This window comes from Bacillus sp. CFBP9009, assembly GCF_036541465.1.
Taxonomy (GTDB): domain Bacteria; phylum Bacillota; class Bacilli; order Bacillales; family DSM-1321; genus Peribacillus.
The window spans coordinates 178245-196709 of record NZ_JAZHFU010000003.1 but is presented as its reverse complement, the minus strand read 5'-3'; the positions used below and the strand labels follow the sequence as shown (position 1 = coordinate 196709).

17 protein-coding genes are annotated in these 18465 nt (G+C 41.7%); 9 read left to right on the top strand and 8 right to left on the bottom strand.

Annotated features, from left to right (window positions below):
- Positions 1-17 precede the first annotated feature (17 nt).
- Together V3595_RS10295 and V3595_RS10290 are read right to left on the bottom strand one after the other, a co-directional pair.
- Positions 18-1292 carry an MFS transporter gene (locus V3595_RS10295; RefSeq protein WP_485907046.1) on the bottom strand — a complete coding sequence of 425 codons (1275 nt, stop codon included), beginning with the start codon at positions 1290-1292 and terminating at the stop codon, positions 18-20.
- 273 nt (positions 1293-1565) lie between these two features.
- Positions 1566-3158, bottom strand: a complete 1593-nt coding sequence (locus tag V3595_RS10290; RefSeq protein WP_485907044.1) for a long-chain-fatty-acid--CoA ligase — start codon at positions 3156-3158, stop codon at positions 1566-1568.
- Between the two features lie 223 nt (positions 3159-3381).
- Between V3595_RS10290 and V3595_RS10285 the strand changes: the two genes are divergently transcribed.
- The 6 genes from V3595_RS10285 to V3595_RS10260 all read left to right on the top strand — a co-directional run bounded on the left by V3595_RS10285 (position 3382) and on the right by V3595_RS10260 (position 5344).
- Positions 3382-3603, top strand: a complete 222-nt coding sequence (locus V3595_RS10285; RefSeq protein ID WP_063592643.1) for a spore germination protein — start codon at positions 3382-3384, stop codon at positions 3601-3603.
- 21 nt (positions 3604-3624) lie between these two features.
- Positions 3625-3831, top strand: coding sequence for a spore germination protein GerPB (locus tag V3595_RS10280; protein WP_402941294.1), 207 nt, complete (start codon positions 3625-3627; stop codon positions 3829-3831).
- A 112-nt stretch (positions 3832-3943) separates the two neighbouring features.
- Positions 3944-4522, top strand: coding sequence for a spore germination protein GerPC (gene gerPC / locus V3595_RS10275; RefSeq protein ID WP_485907577.1), 579 nt, complete (start codon positions 3944-3946; stop codon positions 4520-4522).
- Entirely contained in the window at positions 4512-4691 is a 180-nt protein-coding gene (locus tag V3595_RS10270; RefSeq protein WP_485907042.1) for a spore gernimation protein GerPD, read from the top strand. Before gerPC ends, V3595_RS10270 begins: the two co-directional genes overlap by 11 nt.
- Before the next feature lie 5 nt (positions 4692-4696).
- Entirely contained in the window at positions 4697-5104 is a 408-nt protein-coding gene (locus V3595_RS10265; protein ID WP_485907041.1) for a spore germination protein GerPE, read from the top strand.
- A gap of 21 nt (positions 5105-5125) precedes the next feature.
- Positions 5126-5344, top strand: coding sequence for a spore germination protein (locus V3595_RS10260; protein ID WP_367233022.1), 219 nt, complete (start codon positions 5126-5128; stop codon positions 5342-5344).
- Between the two features lie 45 nt (positions 5345-5389).
- Here the strand turns inward: V3595_RS10260 and trpB are convergent, their stop codons facing one another.
- From trpB to V3595_RS10230, 6 genes are all read right to left on the bottom strand, one after another.
- Positions 5390-6553, bottom strand: a complete 1164-nt coding sequence (trpB, locus tag V3595_RS10255) for a tryptophan synthase subunit beta (RefSeq protein WP_485907039.1) — start codon at positions 6551-6553, stop codon at positions 5390-5392.
- A gap of 134 nt (positions 6554-6687) precedes the next feature.
- Positions 6688-10422: a helicase-exonuclease AddAB subunit AddA gene (addA, locus tag V3595_RS10250; protein ID WP_485907037.1), complete on the bottom strand. Its 3735-nt coding sequence runs from the start codon at positions 10420-10422 to the stop codon at positions 6688-6690.
- Positions 10415-13912 carry a helicase-exonuclease AddAB subunit AddB gene (addB, locus tag V3595_RS10245; protein WP_485907036.1) on the bottom strand — a complete coding sequence of 1166 codons (3498 nt, stop codon included), beginning with the start codon at positions 13910-13912 and terminating at the stop codon, positions 10415-10417. The genes addA and addB overlap by 8 nt, the downstream gene beginning before the upstream one ends.
- Before the next feature lie 13 nt (positions 13913-13925).
- A complete protein-coding gene (locus tag V3595_RS10240) occupies positions 13926-14099 on the bottom strand; it encodes a hypothetical protein (protein WP_485907034.1) in 174 nt (57 codons plus the stop codon).
- A 3-nt stretch (positions 14100-14102) separates the two neighbouring features.
- Positions 14103-14666: a signal peptidase I gene (gene lepB / locus V3595_RS10235; RefSeq protein WP_485907032.1), complete on the bottom strand. Its 564-nt coding sequence runs from the start codon at positions 14664-14666 to the stop codon at positions 14103-14105.
- Between the two features lie 33 nt (positions 14667-14699).
- The gene (locus tag V3595_RS10230; protein ID WP_485907030.1) at positions 14700-15314 is read right to left on the bottom strand and encodes a TVP38/TMEM64 family protein; all 615 of its coding nucleotides are present in this window, start codon (positions 15312-15314) and stop codon (positions 14700-14702) included.
- Between the two features lie 289 nt (positions 15315-15603).
- Between V3595_RS10230 and V3595_RS10225 the strand changes: the two genes are divergently transcribed.
- From V3595_RS10225 to V3595_RS10215, 3 genes are all read left to right on the top strand, one after another.
- Complete coding sequence (locus V3595_RS10225; protein ID WP_101224156.1) at positions 15604-15975, top strand: YhjD family protein; 372 nt, start codon at positions 15604-15606, stop codon at positions 15973-15975.
- Between the two features lie 1431 nt (positions 15976-17406).
- On the top strand, positions 17407-18246 hold the full coding sequence (locus tag V3595_RS10220; protein ID WP_485907028.1) for a ComEC/Rec2 family competence protein: 840 nt from the start codon (positions 17407-17409) through the stop codon (positions 18244-18246).
- The gene (locus V3595_RS10215; RefSeq protein ID WP_057275817.1) at positions 18247-18465 is read left to right on the top strand and encodes a DUF3006 domain-containing protein; all 219 of its coding nucleotides are present in this window, start codon (positions 18247-18249) and stop codon (positions 18463-18465) included. It begins immediately after the preceding gene.

The window sequence follows — 18465 nt, the reverse complement described above, 5'->3', positions numbered from 1 at the left end:
CATCCATACAGATTTTTCTACAACTCCATTGCACCATCTTTAACTTTCGTGACCGCTTTTTGCTTTTTTATCAGTATGACAAACAAACTGCCCAATAAGCAAAAGATTCCTGCAAGGAAGAATGCCCATGTATAGGAGTTGAATATTTTGAAGATAAGCCCTCCACCGTACGCCGCCACTGCTGCACCGACCTGATGGGCCGCGAATATCCACCCGTATACGATTCCGCTTTTCTCCATGCCAAAGACTTGCCTTGAAATGCTTATGGTCGGAGGAACGGTGGCAATCCAATCCAAGCCATAAAAAACGGAAAAGATGATCAATAGGCCGATTGAGCCTTCATTAAGCGCAAAAGGAAGTAATACGAGGGAAGCACCCCTTAGAGCATAATACCAAAACAACAGCCAACGGTTATCAAAACGATCTGATAACCACCCGGATACAGTCGTACCAATCAAATCAAAGATTCCCATGAAAGATAGCAATGATGCTGCCGTCACAACCGGTAAACCAAAACTAATGCAGTAAGAAATGAAATGTGTGCCGATCAACCCGCTCGTTGAAAGTCCGCATATAAAAAAGCTTCCTGCCAATAACCAGAATTCCTTCACTCTCACTGCTTCAATCAACGACTGAAAGGCCATGGCCATGGGGTTCTTCTTTTGGACTGTAACAGCCTCCTGATTTTCCTCTTCTAATCCATATGGAAGAGTGCCCACTTCCTTCGGATTGTTTTTCATGAACAAAAGGATGATTGCCAGCATGATCAAGCTAAGGACCAAAATTAATCCAATCGCCCATCTCCACGAGTAATTCTCAATGATGATGGCTAAAACCGGAAGTAAAATGAGCTGACCTGTGGCCATACTTGCCGTGAGTATCCCTACCGCCAGTCCCCGCCTCTTCTCGAACCAACGATTTGCCACATATGGGCTCAATACCGTTAAAAACACTCCAGAACCCAATCCAATGATAATTCCCCAGATAAGAATGAGCTGCCACTCATGCTCCATGAAAAAAGTGAGAAAAATCCCTGCCAATAAAGTGGACATGGCCAATACCATCATTTTCTTCAATCCAAGCACTTCAATTAGAGCGGCCATGAATGGACCCGATAATCCATAAAGAAACAAACTTATGGCGAAGGCTAAAGAAATGACGGACCGGTCCCACCCGAACTCATTTTCAAATGGAACGATGAATACTCCCGATGATGACCTAACGATACCGGCTACAATAATCGAGAAGAATGTTATGATTAAAATAACCCAGCTATAATGAATACGTTTCAATGCTCTCCCCCACAATCCAAGACTCTTACAATAAACATGAGAAAAAATGAAAATTATAATAATTTGAAATATTTTATAATAGTAACACTTTCTCGTTAAACAGGAAGCTTTTTATCGAAAACAATGAGTCACTGGAGCTTATTTACGAATGGAAAAATATCGCCCCCGCAATCTTCATTTATCAGGTCCGATATCTTCATAGCTTAATATGAAACCCATCGAACGGGCAAACAGAAAAAAACGCTGATCATTTCTGAACAGCGTTAGCGAGCTTCAATTGACGAATCTGCCTGTTTTCCCCTTAGATTCCCAGTAATCATTACGGAGATGGATTTTTTGTATTTTCCCCGATGCCGTTTTCGGAAGCTCATCGACGAACGACACACTGGTAACTGATTTAAAGTGAGCTAGTTTTTCCCGTGTGAAGGTCCTTATATCATCCTCCGTTAATTCCACGCCCCTTTTTGGCACAATGAAGGCATGCGGCGTCTCCCCCCACTTTTCATGGGGAACGGCAATGACTGCCGCTTCAAGAATGTCCGGATGTTCGTAGAGCACTCCTTCCACTTCTATGGAAGAGATATTTTCTCCGCCACTAATGATGATATCCTTTTTGCGGTCAACTATATCCACATTGCCATTTTCATCAATCGTGGCCATATCCCCTGTATGCAGCCATCCATCTCTCAATGTCTGGCTGGTAGCTTCTTTATTTTTCCAATAACCTAACATCACTCCATGACTGCGGACGATGAGTTCCCCGATATCCACGCCATCATGGGCCACTTCCTCACCATTGTCATGGATGACCCGTACCTCACTGCCTATGATGGGATATCCGGCTTTCGCCTTCATTCTGTATTTTTCTTTTTCCGAAAGATCATCGAATTCAGAACGAATCAGCGATATCAGACTAACCGGTGTCGATTCAGTCATTCCGTAAATTTGAATGAATTCCCAGCCTAACTCTTTTTCCACCCTTGTAACGAATGCAGGAGGCGGAGCGGAACCCGCAACAACGATTCGAATATCCTGCTCAAGATTCGGAACATTCCGTTCATAATATTGAAACAATGAATTCAAAACCGTTGGTGCCATATGCATGATGGAAACCTTATGCTTTTGTAGTGCTTCAAATATCGTTTCGGGGCTGGTTTTCCTCAAACAAACTTGAGTGGCACCATTTGCCGTATAATAAAATGGGGCACCCCACCCATTCACGTGGAACATCGGCAGTACATGCAAATATGTATCGCGGTCATTGACCCTGAAATGATGCATCGCACCCAGGGCATGTAAATAGTTGTTGCGGTGAGTCAGCATCACCCCTTTAGGATTCCCTGTGGTCCCGCTAGTATAAAGGAGGCTCGAAACATCATTTTCATCCACGGTCTCCCGGTTAAAGCACTTGTCATCATAACGTTCCAGCCAATGGTTGTAATCGGTTTCATTTATCTCTTCATCTTTATAATGAACAATTATGTGCTCCACCGATTCAAGTTCATCCTTGACAGGGGAAATAAGATGATACAATTCCTGATCTACGAAAAGGACCTTTGACTCGCTATGGTTCAAAATGAATACATAATCGGCAGGCTTCAAGCGGATATTCAAGGGAACGATTACTGCCCCAAGCTGAAATACCCCATAAAAGCCTTCAAGCATTTCAATTGAGTTAGGTGCCAAATATGCCACCTTATCACCCTTTTTGACTCCAAGATCCCTTAAACCATTTGAAAGCTGGTTTACACGTCCGTTCAATTCTGCGTAGGTTAATACCTTCTCATCTCCAATGATGGCTTTCTTATCGCCATATAGTAAGGCTGCTCGATCTAAGAAATGCGATAATACTAATGGTACATTCATTTCCTCACCTCTAGTTTTATTTGAAAATTCTGAATTAGCATTATATTACCATATCTGTTTATAACATTTCAATAATATCTACCATTGTTATATAACAATATATTGATAGGCAGATGAATCACATCAATCATCAGTCAACATACAATACATTGAAACTCCCTTCAGTAATAGGCTCATGGCCTGAGATTCAAGGGAAAACCAGAATAAAAAAAGGGTGATTTTCTTGCCGGCCATCGTAGGAATCGTTCAAGTCATCAACGTCGGTAGCAGTGGAATTGTCCATATTGGTGACGTCTTTAAAATTAATCCATATTCCACCTCAAAAACGTTTGCAGGTGCTGGCTCTTTTAATACGGGTGAATCCATATCCCTCTATAATGCCTATAGCACCACGAATACAAATGATACTGATGGTGTTGATCAGCCACTGGTCTTAAATCTCTAATGTTTTAAGAAAGGAGTCAGCATGATCTTCAATATTCACCAGACCATACAAATCAATATGATAAAAATTGAAAGCATCGCCAATTCATCCGTTTTTCAAATAGGAAGTGCCGGGGTGATTAAACCATATTCCACGTTAGCCAATACCGGTGGATTCACTGAGCCTGCTCCACAAATTGAAGCTGATGTTACCCCATCAGCCAGTTTCGTCCCATTTACCCCTGGTTGATAGGCATTCACCTACATCCAACTTTTTCATATACTGTCATATATGAAATTTACTTATTGTGAAGGTGAGGTGTTGAGTCGTGAATCAGGATCTATATTCATATTCCATACAAATGCAGCGTTTTCTTGAAGCCCAGGATAAGCGGATCATGAAACTTGAACACGAAATCAAACGCCTGACAGATGAACTTGCCGAGCTGAAAAATAAACCGCCAATCCATGTAGATAAAATTGAATATAAATTCGATCAGTTAAAAGTCGAATCTTTAGATGGAACATTGAATATCGGTTTAAATCCAGCTGACCTTAACAACATTGATGAATTTGCCGTCAACAACCAACCCGTTCAACCTGCACCAAACCTATTTCCAGGCCGGGAAATCGTCGTCCAGGAAATGCACAACGATATTCTTTCAGACTTGGAAATTATGATCCATGATACGGAAACACAACTGAAAATATCATTGGAACCTTCTTATCACGACTTCATTAAACAGGACGTCGAACGCCAGCTTCATCAACGAATCAATATGTATTTCGATAATCTTTCTGCCGCCGAACGTGTACCGCAGCAGCGTGATAACGTCAAGGAAAAGATCAAGGAACAGGTAAAATCCGATATTCAAGCTGCATTGATTCAATTCATTACTCATTCACAAGCCGAGACAGGAGGAAATCCAAATGGAGTTTAATGTAACCAATCACCAGCTTTGTGTAGGTGATATTCATATTACCGGTGTAGCGAGCTCTGCTTTATTTCTCATTGGGGATGTCCAAACGGTCCAACTATCTTCCGCATTCGATACCCCGCCGGAATCCCTTATCATCGGGCCATTCGTGCCGCTTTCTCCAGAAGGATAAATAACATGTTTTCTAGAATATCAAAAGTAAAATCTTTATTATCCGATACGGTCTCATTCTGCTCCACCCTGCAAATAGGGGATACTTCATATATTGACGGAATTTCCCTGGCTTTAGCGGTTCAAAAGAAAAGTGAAACTTTCGATTCTGTCGATATTCATTTCGAGGACTATGACATTTTTAAGAAACCACTTTATATTCCGAGATCGAATGAACCAGTTGTAACAAGTTTTTCAAATCCGAATCCCTTCATACGGGTAGGCAATATCAATATAATCGGGATATCATCCTCATCTGTGGTTGGCGTGGGGAACGTAGGTCATGCACGTATGGAATCAAGAGTGAAACATATTCGGGAGGTTCCTAAAGAAAACGAAGAGACGCCAATCGAGGATTCAACCAACAACACTTAAACTTTTAAAGGAGGGGTTCATATGCCCGCCATTATCGGTCCAGTTCAAGTATTTAATGTCGCGCAAGGAAACCTGTTATTCGGTGATTGCGCCGTCATTTCCCCTAAGTCTTCCTCCAAAACGGTTACCGGATCCGGTTCAGGGAACACAGCTGCAATCGTCTTTACGGCCAATGGCCTGAATGGAAGCAATGTCCTTGATATCAATGGAGTTGACCAGCCCATTACAGGGAATAATTAGTCAAAGAAAAAGCCTCCCATTTCCAGGGAGGCTTTTAAATTCGGCCTATTTTTCTAACATGTTGAATACTTGCTCAACATCTTTGTCTCCCCTGCCTGATAAATTAACGATCAGTATATCATCTCTTGTTAACTCTTTTGCGAGCTTCATGGCGTGAGCTAGAGCATGTGAGCTTTCGAGAGCTGGAATGATTCCCTCTGTTTTGGATAATACCTGAAAAGCCTCAAGAGCTTCTTCCCCATTTACCGTCACATACTCCGCTCGTCCGCTATCTTTCAAAAAACTATGCTCGGGTCCCACGCTCGGGTAATCCAAACCGGCGGCTATGGAAAATGTCGGTTTTGGTTCCCCTTGTTCGTCCACTAACGTCAAACTTTTGAATCCGTGCAATACTGCCGGTACACCTTGTGAAATACTTGGGGCTTCAATTGGCTCTACACCAATTAATCGGACATTTTCTTCATCGATATAATGAGCAAAAGCACCAATCGCATTACTTCCCCCTCCTGCACAAGCAATGATGGCAGTTGGCATTTTTCCTTCCTTTTCAAGGATCTGGCGCTTTGATTCTTCACTTATGATTGATTGGAAATGCTTAACGATCGTTGGATATGGGTGCGGTCCCACTGCTGAACCAAGCAAGTAAAAAGTATTTTCATAGTTTTGCACCAAGTCATTCAATGCCTCATCAACAGCATCCTTCAATCGACCCTGTCCCTTTTCGACCGCTACGACTTTTGCCCCCAACAATTCCATCCGAAAGACATTCAATGCCTGCCTCTTTGTATCCAGCTTACCCATATAGATCACACACTCCATGCCAAACATCGCACATGCTGTCGCAGTCGCCACACCATGCTGCCCAGCTCCAGTTTCTGCGATGATGCGTTTGGCACCCATCCGTTTAGCGAGCAGGATTTGGCCGATCGCATTATTAATTTTGTGAGCACCTGTATGATTCAGATCTTCACGCTTCAAGTATATTTTTGCCCCGCCAACCTTTTTCGTTAAATTCTTTGCAAGTGTTAACGGGTTTTCGCGTCCGACATATTCTTTCAGATAATATTGAAACTCCTCAATGAATTCCGGGTCATCCTTGTATTTCAGAAATTCCGTTTCTAAAATATCCATTACTTCCTGAAGTTCACCCGGGACAAAGCTTCCACCGAATTCACCAAAGTATCCCTTGCTCTTGATCTCACTCGTCATACTTTTCTCTACTCCTTTAAAAAGGTATTTTTCTCCACTAGTATATAGTAAGCATTTATATCTTTTCAAACTATTCTGTTTATTTAACCAAAAAGAAGCGTCCCACATCACATCAATGGGACACTCCTTCTCTCTTATACTTCCAATAAATGCGAGCCGTCAAAGAAAAACAAGTAACGGCCTGTTACCTTCTTATTCATTATCCCTTCAACAGCCCTCGTATAGAGCTGAAGCTGCATCCGGTATCGATCGGCAAGAATCTCTTTAGCCCCTTCATATCCGCTAGCAAAACGGCCAGTGATTGTATCCGTTTTATAATCGAGAAGCACAAGACCTTGTTCATCCTCAAAGATACAATCAATCACACCTTGGATAAGGATCTCTTCATCTCCAGCTGCCCAATCGCTGTAAGCTTCCTTTGCAGGCAGCGACATCGTAAATGGCACTTCACGGCGAATGCTCTCGGCCCTCTGCATTCTTTGCCCGATTCCACTGTTAAAGAAATCGACGATCGTCTCCGGATCCACAGCTTCTTTCTGTTCCTCCGTCAACAACTCACGTTGAATCAAGTCAATGATCAGTTGCTGAATCGATTGAATGGTAATCTCTTTAGATAGATCAATATGCTGCATGACTAAATGTGTAATCGTACCCCTTTCAGCAGGAGTCAGTGACTTTTCTTGCATGAAAGTCGGCCGCTTCGTGATAGGCCGCTTAAATTTACGCAACAGCTCTGTGGAGCTTTGCTCGTCCTTGAGTTCATATTGACGTTTTAGTTCAGAAACGGATTGCTTGGAACGATACACCGTCGCCTCATGACCCGGGTACTCCCACTCGAGCTGTTCCTTGATATCATCATAAAACTCGGAAACGATACCGACTTTCTCCGATTTCTGGACATGTTCAAGCATTTGCTCTTGAACCAGTGCCTCTTCCTCATCCAGAACAGCAAGCTCTTCACTTTGAATGACGGAAATCGACCAATTCGATGGGTGCGACTCCATTTCCAAGCCAAGACCCGCAGCCCCAAGAGAATCCCGATGCCGGACAAGGGATGGACCAATCCAATCAAGATAACTTTTTGCACCTGCCCGTACATAGTCCTTCAATAGCCAATCTCCATGTGCCGCATTACTTTCCCAGTTCTGCTGCGTTTTTTCTGCATCATTGATACTGGCAATCAAATAAAGCTTTTCCTTAGCCCTCGTTAGAGCCACGTAGAGGACACGCATCTCCTCGGCAATTAATTCAAGCTGCTTTTTTTTCTTAAAAGCCAATTGAGGGAGGGATGGATAAGTTATTCGTAATTCGGAATTCACATACTTTGCCGCAAAGCCATAATCCTTATCCAGTAAATAAGGCTTGCGTAAATCCATCATATTGAATTGCTTGGAAAGACCGGCAATGAACACGATCGGGAACTCAAGCCCCTTTGACGAGTGAATCGTCATCAGCCGGACTACATCTTCCTGTTCCCCTAAAGCACGAGCTGCCCCTAAATCATCTCCACGTTCTTGCATCCTTTCTATGAAACGCAAGAAACGGAACAGACCTCGAAAAGAACTTGCTTCATATTGCCTTGCCCTGTCATACAGCGCTCTTAAATTGGCCTGACGCTGTTTACCGCCCGGCATCCCACCTGCAAAATCATAAAACTGCGTTTCGCGGTATAGCAGCCAGATCAAATCTGATAATGCCTCCTGCCTGGCAAGCTTCCGCCACTTCACTAGTTTTTTATAAAAAGCAGTAGCCTTTTCATAAAGCCCCGGATGTTCTTCCGGGTCACTCTTTCTGTAAAAATCAGCTAGCGCTTCGTAGTAGCTCCCTGTATGGAATAAACGCACCTGTGACATCTCTTCTTCATCCAGTCCGACGATGGGTGAACGGAGAACGGATGCCAATGGGATATCCTGTTGCGGATTATCAATCACCTTCAATAGGGAAATCATGATGGCCACTTCGGTCGCTTCAAAATACCCTGTCGATAAATTAGCATAGACTGGAATCCCTTGTTTTTTAAATTCCTCCATGATTTGCGGTGCCCATGGCATCGAACGAAGAAGAATGACCATGTCCCGATAGGTGGCAGATCGGTACTTTTTGGTTTTCGTATCATATATCCGATGCTTTTCGCTTATAGCCTTTTTAATGAGCTTTGCCATCTGCCTTGCTTCGAGCTGCGCTTTTTCAAGCTCCTCTGCCTCAAACCCGCCATCCGATCCTTCCATTTCCGAATGAGCTTCCGGATCGGCTGTTCCGTCAATTAAATGGAGTTCGATCGGGTTTGGATCGTCTTCGGGATATGGGGCGCCTTTTTTCAATTGGGCATCTTCATCATAATCAATCTCACCGACAGTAATGCCCATCAGCTGTTGAAACAAGAAATTGGTCCCATCGAGAACTTCTTTTCGGCTCCGGAAATTCCGGTTTAAATCAATTTTCAGTCCGGAATCAACACCATCATGGGTAAAACGTGTGTATTTTCCAAGGAAGAGATTCGGTTCCGCAAGCCTGAACCGGTAAATGGACTGCTTGACATCGCCTACCATGAAAAGATTCCCATCATATTCGCCGTCAGCCGTCACAAGTTTTAAAATGGATTCCTGAACCAGGTTCGTATCCTGATACTCATCCACTAGCACCTCTTTGAACTGGTTCCTGTATTCAATGGCTGCCGCTGAAGGTTTTCGTTCACCATCCGCCGTTTCCCCTGTCAAAATTTGAAGACAATAATGTTCCAAATCGGCGAAATCCACCAAGTTCTTTTCTGCTTTTGCAGCAAAGAATCTTTCGTCAAACCGTTTAACAAGCATTACAAGTGTATAGACATATCCCTTGAGCTCCCTTATATCTCGCAAGTAGCTTTCCGGTTTACGGGAAAATAACTCTTCCTGTAACGATTTGATGATCTTCTTCGCCTTATCACGGTACTTGGTAGCCTCATCCGTAATTTCTTTGATAAACTCTGTGCCAGAAAGGCGTTTTGCCGTCCCAAATTTCACATTTTGGATTTCTTCATAAAGAGCATTCCAGGATTGGTCCTTCACCTCCGAAAGTTTAGCAACCATGGCAAGATCGGCTATATAGTTTTCAACCCTTGGTGCCGGCCCCCCAGGGATTTTTGTCAACGCAAGCGAGCGTTCCAATAAATCCCTGGAGGTGTCCAATTGTAAACCAATATCGAACTTCAATGAATCGATAAACGAAAGATCATCAATCCCATCATCATCTGCCAGCTCATACATGCTGGCGGCACCATCAAGCCATTGGTCCGGGTCTGGATTCGATTGCGAAAAATCATGCAGCGATCGAACGATATTCTGAAGTGCATCATCGTTTCGATCGCTAGTGAAAGCATCAACCAAATTAAAGAACTCTTCATTATCACTTTGCCCATACTGCTCCTCGAAAAGCTCTTCCATCACTTCATCACGAAGCAGCTGGATCTCCGTAGAATCTGCAATTCGGAAGCCTGGGTCGATATCCGTCAGATAATAATACTTCCTGATCACCTCTAAACAAAAGGAATGAAGTGTGGAAATCGAAGCACGATTAATCAAGCTCAACTGCTTACGCAAATGCTGTGAATGCGGATTATCATTGATCGCTTTTTCTAATGCCTCACTTATCCGATGACGCATCTCGGCAGCCGAGGCATTGGTGAATGTAACGACGAGCAGTTCATCAACATCGATTGGATCTTCTTCCGAAATGACTTTTTGAATGATCCGGTTGACCAGCACCGCTGTTTTCCCTGAGCCTGCTGCAGCCGCAACCAGAATGTCCTGATCTTTAGCCCATATCGCCTTCCATTGATCTTCCGTCCAAGTCACGTCTCCTGGCAGAGCAGGAATTTTCGTTTTACTCATCGCTCTCCCTCTCCCCCCTTAATAGCTCAAGAACGTCATTTTGTTTTTTCTGTGCCAAATTCCTGAATTGGTTCTCTTCCAGTGACTGGTCGAATTGGCATACAGATTTAAAGGAACAGAAGGTACACGGCGTTTTTTCCTTTAATTTGTATGGCGTTATATCCACATCACCATCGACCATTCGATCACCAGCCTCCTGATAAATACGGCGCACATGATTATTCAAAAGCGAAAACTCTTCCCTGCTGGCAACCTTGGAAGCCGCAAGGAGCGATCCGTCCTTTTTAAATCCAGCTGGAATGATATCCGACTTACCAGAATTTTCAATATCAAGTGAGGTATCCATCATTTGAATGACATTAGAGTGATCCAGTACAAGTCCATTCATTTTAAAACTTTTATAAATTTCTTCTTCAATTTTATCCAAGCTGAGCATTCCCTTTGATTTGACAACGGGATTATGCACATGAAAATATAAAACCCCGGCAGGGATGGCTTCTTTTCCAATAAGCGACTTGGAATGGGTGACGACGATATCAAGGTATGTCAACATCTGCAGCGCGAGTCCATAATATACTTCACTCATGTTCAGTTCCTTTTCACTCGACTTATAATCGAGCACACGCAAATAGACACCCTCATCTTCTTCCGCTTTATCCACACGGTCGATCCGCCCGATCAATTCCATCTTCGTACCGTTTTTCAATGTGAAAGAAAGTGGCGGCAGCTCGCCATTTTTTCCGAATCCGAGTTCTAATCCGATTGGAGCAAAACCGCTCACCTTTGCATGTTCACTTAATACAATCGAGGCCCGTCCAATCACATGTTCCAGTTTCCTGCGTAAATAGTGATGGCGGTTCGTACTTAACAAAATTTGATTTTGGAGTTTAGGAGCAAGTCTCTCCACGGCAATTCTGGCCAGCTCCAAGCATTGTTCCGAAGTCAATGTAGACCAAGGAATATCATGTTCCTTCAAGTAATCGGAAATCATTTTCAACGCTCCATGGAACATCTCGCCTATATCCGGTGCATCCAAACGGAAAATTTGCCGTTCCCTCAATTTCAAGCCATGAGCGGCATAATGGGAAAACGGGCAGCTATTGAACATTTCCATCCTGGATACACTCGTAAGAATGCTCTCACCGTATAATTGCTTACTTGTTTCCTCAGATAATTTCTTTGTCCTATTTTGATAAAAAAGGCTCGATAAAACCTTAGTTGCTGAAGGACCGGCCTTTTCATCATCAATAATGGCATTATATACATCCCACCATAGTGAATGGATTGGATAGTTCCTTTTTTTCAGCTGCAATTGGGCAGCCAGGTACGATAGGGCCACATCATGATTCGCAGCATATTTCACCTGTTCCTCAGCAGGCAGATCGGACGGATCGTTCATATAATACACTTCGGAAACGTTAGGCAATACGTCCCTTACCCGTTTTAAATAGGATGAGGGTAAAAGTGCCTTTCCTTCCTCATCGGCAAGCGGATATGATAGATAAAGGGCCTCAGCAGGCGTAGTGAATGCTTTGTACGCTGTAAACTCCTCATCCAGCAGGCGCACTTTTGAACTTGGGGCAACATCAAGTCCACCAGCCAGCAGCACATCACGATCACTATCTGAAAATATCCCGTCAGATACAGCTTTTCCTGGCAGAACCCCTTCGTTCAGGCCGATAACAAAAGCTGTCTTCACATCATCCAGGCGGGATAAATCTAGATTAGCGACCAATACTTGGTCAATTGCCGGCGGTACCAAAGAAAATTCAAGAGATTCCAGACCAGCCTCAATGATTACCGCAAACTGTTTCATGGAGAGCTCTTCCCCGCTCAGCAGTTCAACGAATTGGTCCAATAGGTCGACGACCGCATTCCAAGTTTGCTCATGCTCTCTTGCCGATACCAAATCACCTGCTTCTTCTGCCTCTAGTTTCAGCTTTTCCAATTTTTCCGGTACATGCAATTCTTCAAGATATAGATAAAGGGCTTCACACAATTCCCTGCCATTAGCAGCCTTTTTAACACGTTTTGAGAGCTTCAAGATGGGCTCGGTAAATAATTGCTTCATCTCATTCAACTCTTGCTCAAGCTTCATTTCCTTATCCGTTTGGTTCCGGTCCTCGAGTTCCAGGCCGCGGAAGCGCCTGTAGGTCCAACGATCTTTGGACGTCCACCTGCTTCCTTTAATGCCGCGGGCCAGCACATAGTTCTCCAGCTTATCTACCTGTTCGCGCATCCTATCGTGGTTTTTTTGCAGCGGAAATAGAAGCTCCGTCTTGATTGCACGAAATACCGGCTCATAACGCCAATAACCATTGATGATCTCCAAAGTGGAACGAATCAGTTCAATCAGAGGATGATTCAGCATCGTCCGTTTGGAATCGACGAACAAGGGTATTTGATAATCCCGAAAAACGGTTTGTAAAATATCTGCGTATGCTTCCCCATTACGGACTAAAATCGCAATATCACGGAAACGGTGCTGTTTCTGTCTGACCAGCGACAAGATGTCCCGGGCAACTCCTTCAATCTCAGCTCTGCGGTTAACTGCCTGGGCGATCGTTACATCAGGTGACTGCTCAAACGTTTGTGCAGGACGAATGGCAAAATAAGTTTCCAGATGATTCAGCCCTGGACTCTTTCCAAACCTTTCCACCCCTTTTAAGATTCGATCTTCTGAAATCGGTATGCCATTCCTCAATCCAGCCTGATAAAGGTGATGATAAAGATTTCCCGTTTGCCTGAACAGCTGCAAATCATCCGGGGCATATTGCCTGTAGGGCTGATCTAACGTCAGCGAGATCGTTACACTCCTGCACAGCTTCATCATTTCTTCCACAATCATTAATTCCTGTGGAGTCAAGCTATAAAAACCATCGATGTATATATCCGCATTCCTTATATATGAAGACTCTGGCATTTTCTCGATCAGCAAAGTGAAATAGTCTTCGGAATCTAAATATTTGTTAACCATTTCATCCTCAAAAGCCTGATAGACCAATTCAAGATCATGCAGTTTATCCTGAATACCGCTGCCGGCCTGTGAGGTTTCTGCCAAATAGTTTTGAATGTCATCAGGTTGGATGCAATACTGCTTGAACTCAGCCAGCATTAGCTCCATCTGTGCAATGAACCCCTGCTTATCAGCAGATCGACGAAACATCTTTAACTCTTCCTTTTTATCATCCATGATCTTCCGTATCAACATATTGACGCCGACACTGTCCAAATGCAGCCGGCTCATCCCCCCGGTTTCCTGAAGGACGCGCCATGCAAGCCTGCTAAAACTGAAAACCTGCGTCCGGATCATTCCGGCAAGGCCTGGTGTTTTAATTAATTTATATTCAGATAGAAACGTCATCTGATCAGGAACGAGGTAGATAATTGGATTTCCTTCGGGATCTTCTGCCAATTTGGAGCGAATTTCGTCCAATATATTCGAAGTTTTCCCTGCACCCGATCTTCCCAGTAAAAAACGGAGTGACATCTCTTTTTCCCCCTTACAACATAATATCTAGACCCATCATACCAGAAATACTTTCGTCTTTATGACTAGGTTTCTGTTTCCAATTAGATTTACTTTCTATTATTTTACCGTTTCCCTTTAAAAAACACCAATCGTACGTTCGCGTTTTCCCCCAAAAGAAAAAGCCCGCATTATTTTTGGGCTTCAACAATCATTCACCTGTAAATTTAAAATTGAAATCATTGACCGGCCAATATCGAACATCCACTTTACCGACAACATTTTCAACCGGTATATAACCAAAGTGACGGCTGTCAGCACTTTCAAGACGATTATCACCCATAACAAAAAGCTTGCCCTCCGGAACTTTGGTCATGTCCGTCAATTCTTTTAATGTAAAATCACCCGTAAAGTCCTGTCCTGGGAAACCTTCCTTGAATTTCTCAAGATAAGGCTCATCCACTTTCTCACCATTTACGTAAAGCCAATCATCTTTATAACGAATTCGGTCACCTGCAATCCCTATAACTCGCTTAACATAATCTTCTTGTGAATTCGCATGAAAAACAATAATGTCAAAACGGTTGATATCATTAATCTGGTAATTGATTTTATTCACGACAAGTTTATTTCCATCTTCAAGGGTCGGCTGCATCGACTTCCCTTCAACATCATAGCTTGAAAAGAAAAATGTACGGATTAAGATGTAAATAACAAAAGCTATCATCGCTGGTTTTATCCAATCGGATAAAGAATTCTTGTTTGCTTTTTCCATCTAGTTCAACCCCTACTGCATTTATATACTAATTTATTGTCCTTCTTCTCTCTTCATGCTTTTATTTAACCGGACTTCCAATCTTTTCCCCACATACCATAGGATAAAGATGACGACCCCGATAATGATCGTACGCACAGGCTTATGAATTAAGGATACTAAATCGTAACCTACGAAACTGATCGTGAAGATCATCACCGCTTTCCCTCCCACTACTGCAAGTCCATATTGCAAGGGACTGACTTTTGAAAGTCCTGCCACGATATTAACGATAGCCGAAGGTGTAAAAGGGAAGCAGAGTAATATGAACAAAGGACCGAATCCATGGCTTTCCACCCAAACCATCAACCTCTGCACCTGTTTATGCTTTTGCAAAAATCGGAAAAACCTCATTTGACCATATCTTCTAATAATCCAAAAGATCAAAAAAGACCCCGCTACCGCACCAATCCAAGAAAATAAAAATCCCCACCAGAGACCAAAAGCCGTTGCATTAGCAAGCACGAACACCACTAAGGGCAAAAAAGGCAAAAAAGCTTCCAGCATCGGCAGCAAGATCCCAGGAATTGGACCGAATGAGCGATATTGCTGAATAAGTGCCGATATATGATCAAGTGTAAACCACTCACGTATAGTATCCAAATCCATAATTATCTCCCTCGACATGCTGCCATCATTGCAGCATAAACTTATTAAAAACTGTTTATTTTAGATATATCACTTTCCCCTGAAATTGCAAGAATTATTATCCATATATCTTCATACTTTCCCTATCTCCGGAAAACATAATCTTGTTAACGAATATTTCTTGATTTATCAAAACTGCTTGCATATACACTGAAAATACATTAGGATAAAAAACAGAACAAACGTTCTTGTTTTGCGGAATATACATACTTTTATTAAAAACGCGCTATTTTAGAAAGGGGCGGTCATGATGACCCGCATTCCAGAAGATGACCGAAATATGATTGAAAAAGCCATCTACCTCCCTATGGTTATTACAGTCTTAAACCGGGATCTCAAGGTCATCGAAATTAGTCCGTTTAAATTAAAAAGGCCCTATTCGGAGCTAGTCGAACATATTTTAAAAGTGGTTCAAGACGAACTTGCCGAGGTACGGCGCTATTTGCGCAAGGAGAATATTAAGGTTAGTGAAATCAAACGCGATGAATCCTTCACGATGTATTGTTTTTTATATAAAGGATACGAGGAACATCATAATTATTTCAATCCCCGCCTTCGCAACAAAACCGAAGACTTGTTATGTTATTACTTTTTCGAAAAAAACCACCGATCAAGGAATTAGCGGGTACAGGCAAACTCCGTAAATGTTTGTGTCCGTGAATGTGGATGTTTGGAGCCTTAGATCATCCAATATCTTATCTGAGAAGGTTAGGCTTAATCAGTCAATATAGGAATTATCGTAACGGAATGTTTCGGTTAAGAATAAACTGATAATGTCTTTTATTTAAAACTTTATCAGCAAATGATATTCCATCGAGTGAATTTGATTTTCTGATTGAACTACACTCTGTAAATGCTTCTTGATTAATTGCTAAACGTATTTAATTATATCCAATCATAGCAACATTTTGCTAATATATGGTGTACAATTTATTAGATCTAATTGGAATAGCAGAAAGTATTTTGTCTAAACACAGTATATTGCACCAATTTTCATTTTGAAAACTTTTGTTAAAGAGATTTATCCAGAAGAAACACATAACAAAGAAGACGGAAAGTACATAACTCCCGAAGAGTTAGCGGAAAGAGATAATAAGGGTTACATAGAGACAGAAAATACATATAAATCTTTATACCCTTATATTAATTTACGGCAAGTCGCTTTAAATAATGATATACGGGTGCTATGAAGTGCAGTCCAAATAAATATGGACGAAATTATGAAAAAGAGTAGCCTTATAATAAATTCTATACTTGGATATATTGCAATAGGAGTATTCGTTATTGGTTATATTATAAGTATACCGGTATATAACTATACAATTCTAGGTTTTGAAGTAGATTCATTATTCTTACATTGGGAACGTCTTTCATTTTTGGATATATATATATTACCTTGAGAAGCAATTAAACGTCCCCCAAAAGGCACTTTTTATTGGGAGAGCATGTTTTTTATCACTTTAATAGGTAGTTTCATTTTAGAAGTGATTTGAAATTTAGCATTCTCTCCCCTCTATTTCTGAACCATTTGAGAGAAGAAGGCTTTACACATTTCCAGTAACTATACATTTTATGATACCTATACTTAAACTGTGTGCAGCTAACTTCTACAAATTAGAAAATTACTGTAAAAATGCTCTATCCTAAGGAAGCAAAAGAGGAAATGTTTGTATATCGATGTTTTTTCAAAGAAGGCTCTGAAACATAAAAAAAGAAATTTAAGTTTTAATGGATGAGTTATTTGAAGATTAATTCTGAAGCCCTTCTCATATGAGAAGGGCTTTTGGTTGTGACTTTTGCTAAAGCAAACATTGATATGAATGATCGTATGAAAGAATCATTCCATTATCCGCCTGTAGAATATCATCTTCTCCATATTAAAAACTCAGGTACATTCCCCTTCTTCACCAGCGACAATCCATCATAAATACCCAGGATCATTTTACCTAACCACGATTCTGACGCCCGCTTCCTTTTTTTATCACAAAGAAAATCATGTCCAAATCCCCATTTTTCGAATTACACATGGTAAATTATTATTTGGAGGGGAAAAATGAAGAAAATAAATATTCTACTGGTTGCTGTTCTTGTTTTGTCTTTATTCACTGGACTTAAAACAACTGAGGCAGCCTCAAATGTGAAGGTACATTTCATCAATGTTGGACAAGGAGATGCCATCCTTATTCAAACCGGTAACGAAAACGTTTTAATTGATGGCGGCGGTAAAGGAAAGGGCGACGAAGTTGTAGCCTACCTAAAAAAACAAAAGGTGAAAACACTTAATGCATTAGTATCCACTCACCCCGATGCGGATCATGTGGGCGGTCTGGCTTATGTGATTAAATCGCTTAATGTAAAATCTGTGTATGCCCCTAAAGTTTCTCATACTACCCAGGCATATAAAGACTTTTTAACGGCTGTTAAGCAGAAGAAGCTTACAATAAAAAAAGCGCAGACTGGCGTGGAAATCAACACTAAAGCTAAGGATAATTCCCTTAAATTCATTGCACCTGTTAAAGAATATGCCAAGTCTGACTTAAATAATTGGAGTGCAGTCCTTTTACTTAAACACGACAAAAAAACATTCTTGTTTACAGGTGATGCTGAAGAAAAATCAGAGACAGATATGCTGGCTAAAAAACTGGTACCAAGTGTGGATGTACTTAAAGTCGGCCATCATGGTGCAAAAACATCAACTAGTTCAGCATTCATTAACAAAACAAAACCGAAATACGCTGTAATCAGTGTAGGAAAAAATGGCTATGGGCATCCTACTTCCACTGTTATAAAACGGTTGAATTCAGTGAAGGCCAAAACTTATCGCACAGATAAATCAGATAATATTATTTTTACTTCTACAGGTCAGAAAATTACTGTAAAGACGGTGAAATAAATGGTACAAGGAATTATTGACCGCTTCGAAGGAAAGATCGCTGTCGTTGAAATCGATGGTGGTGACATGAAGGATTTTCCTAAAAGCGCTCTCCCCAAGGGAGCAAAAGTAGGAGATATGCTGATTATCGATGGTGATACCATCACCATTTCCAAAGAGGGCACTGAGAAGTTAAGAAAAGAAATTGACGATCTAATGGATGAATTATTTGAAGATTAA

Excerpts from the sequence above, each read along its gene's own strand:
- V3595_RS10290 (WP_485907044.1), bottom strand. The coding sequence starts at position 3,158 with ATGAATGTACCATTAGTATTATCGCATTTCTTAGATCGAGCAGCCTTA.
- V3595_RS10280 (WP_402941294.1), top strand. The coding sequence starts at position 3,625 with ATGATCTTCAATATTCACCAGACCATACAAATCAATATGATAAAAATT.
- gerPC (WP_485907577.1), top strand. The coding sequence starts at position 3,944 with ATGCAGCGTTTTCTTGAAGCCCAGGATAAGCGGATCATGAAACTTGAA.
- V3595_RS10270 (WP_485907042.1), top strand. The coding sequence starts at position 4,512 with ATGGAGTTTAATGTAACCAATCACCAGCTTTGTGTAGGTGATATTCAT.
- V3595_RS10265 (WP_485907041.1), top strand. The coding sequence starts at position 4,697 with ATGTTTTCTAGAATATCAAAAGTAAAATCTTTATTATCCGATACGGTC.
- V3595_RS10260 (WP_367233022.1), top strand. The coding sequence starts at position 5,126 with ATGCCCGCCATTATCGGTCCAGTTCAAGTATTTAATGTCGCGCAAGGA.
- trpB (WP_485907039.1), bottom strand. The coding sequence starts at position 6,553 with ATGACGAGTGAGATCAAGAGCAAGGGATACTTTGGTGAATTCGGTGGA.
- addA (WP_485907037.1), bottom strand. The coding sequence starts at position 10,422 with ATGAGTAAAACGAAAATTCCTGCTCTGCCAGGAGACGTGACTTGGACG.
- addB (WP_485907036.1), bottom strand. The coding sequence starts at position 13,912 with ATGTCACTCCGTTTTTTACTGGGAAGATCGGGTGCAGGGAAAACTTCG.
- lepB (WP_485907032.1), bottom strand. The coding sequence starts at position 14,666 with ATGGAAAAAGCAAACAAGAATTCTTTATCCGATTGGATAAAACCAGCG.
- V3595_RS10230 (WP_485907030.1), bottom strand. The coding sequence starts at position 15,314 with ATGGATTTGGATACTATACGTGAGTGGTTTACACTTGATCATATATCG.
- V3595_RS10225 (WP_101224156.1), top strand. The coding sequence starts at position 15,604 with ATGACCCGCATTCCAGAAGATGACCGAAATATGATTGAAAAAGCCATC.
- V3595_RS10220 (WP_485907028.1), top strand. The coding sequence starts at position 17,407 with ATGAAGAAAATAAATATTCTACTGGTTGCTGTTCTTGTTTTGTCTTTA.
- V3595_RS10215 (WP_057275817.1), top strand. The coding sequence starts at position 18,247 with ATGGTACAAGGAATTATTGACCGCTTCGAAGGAAAGATCGCTGTCGTT.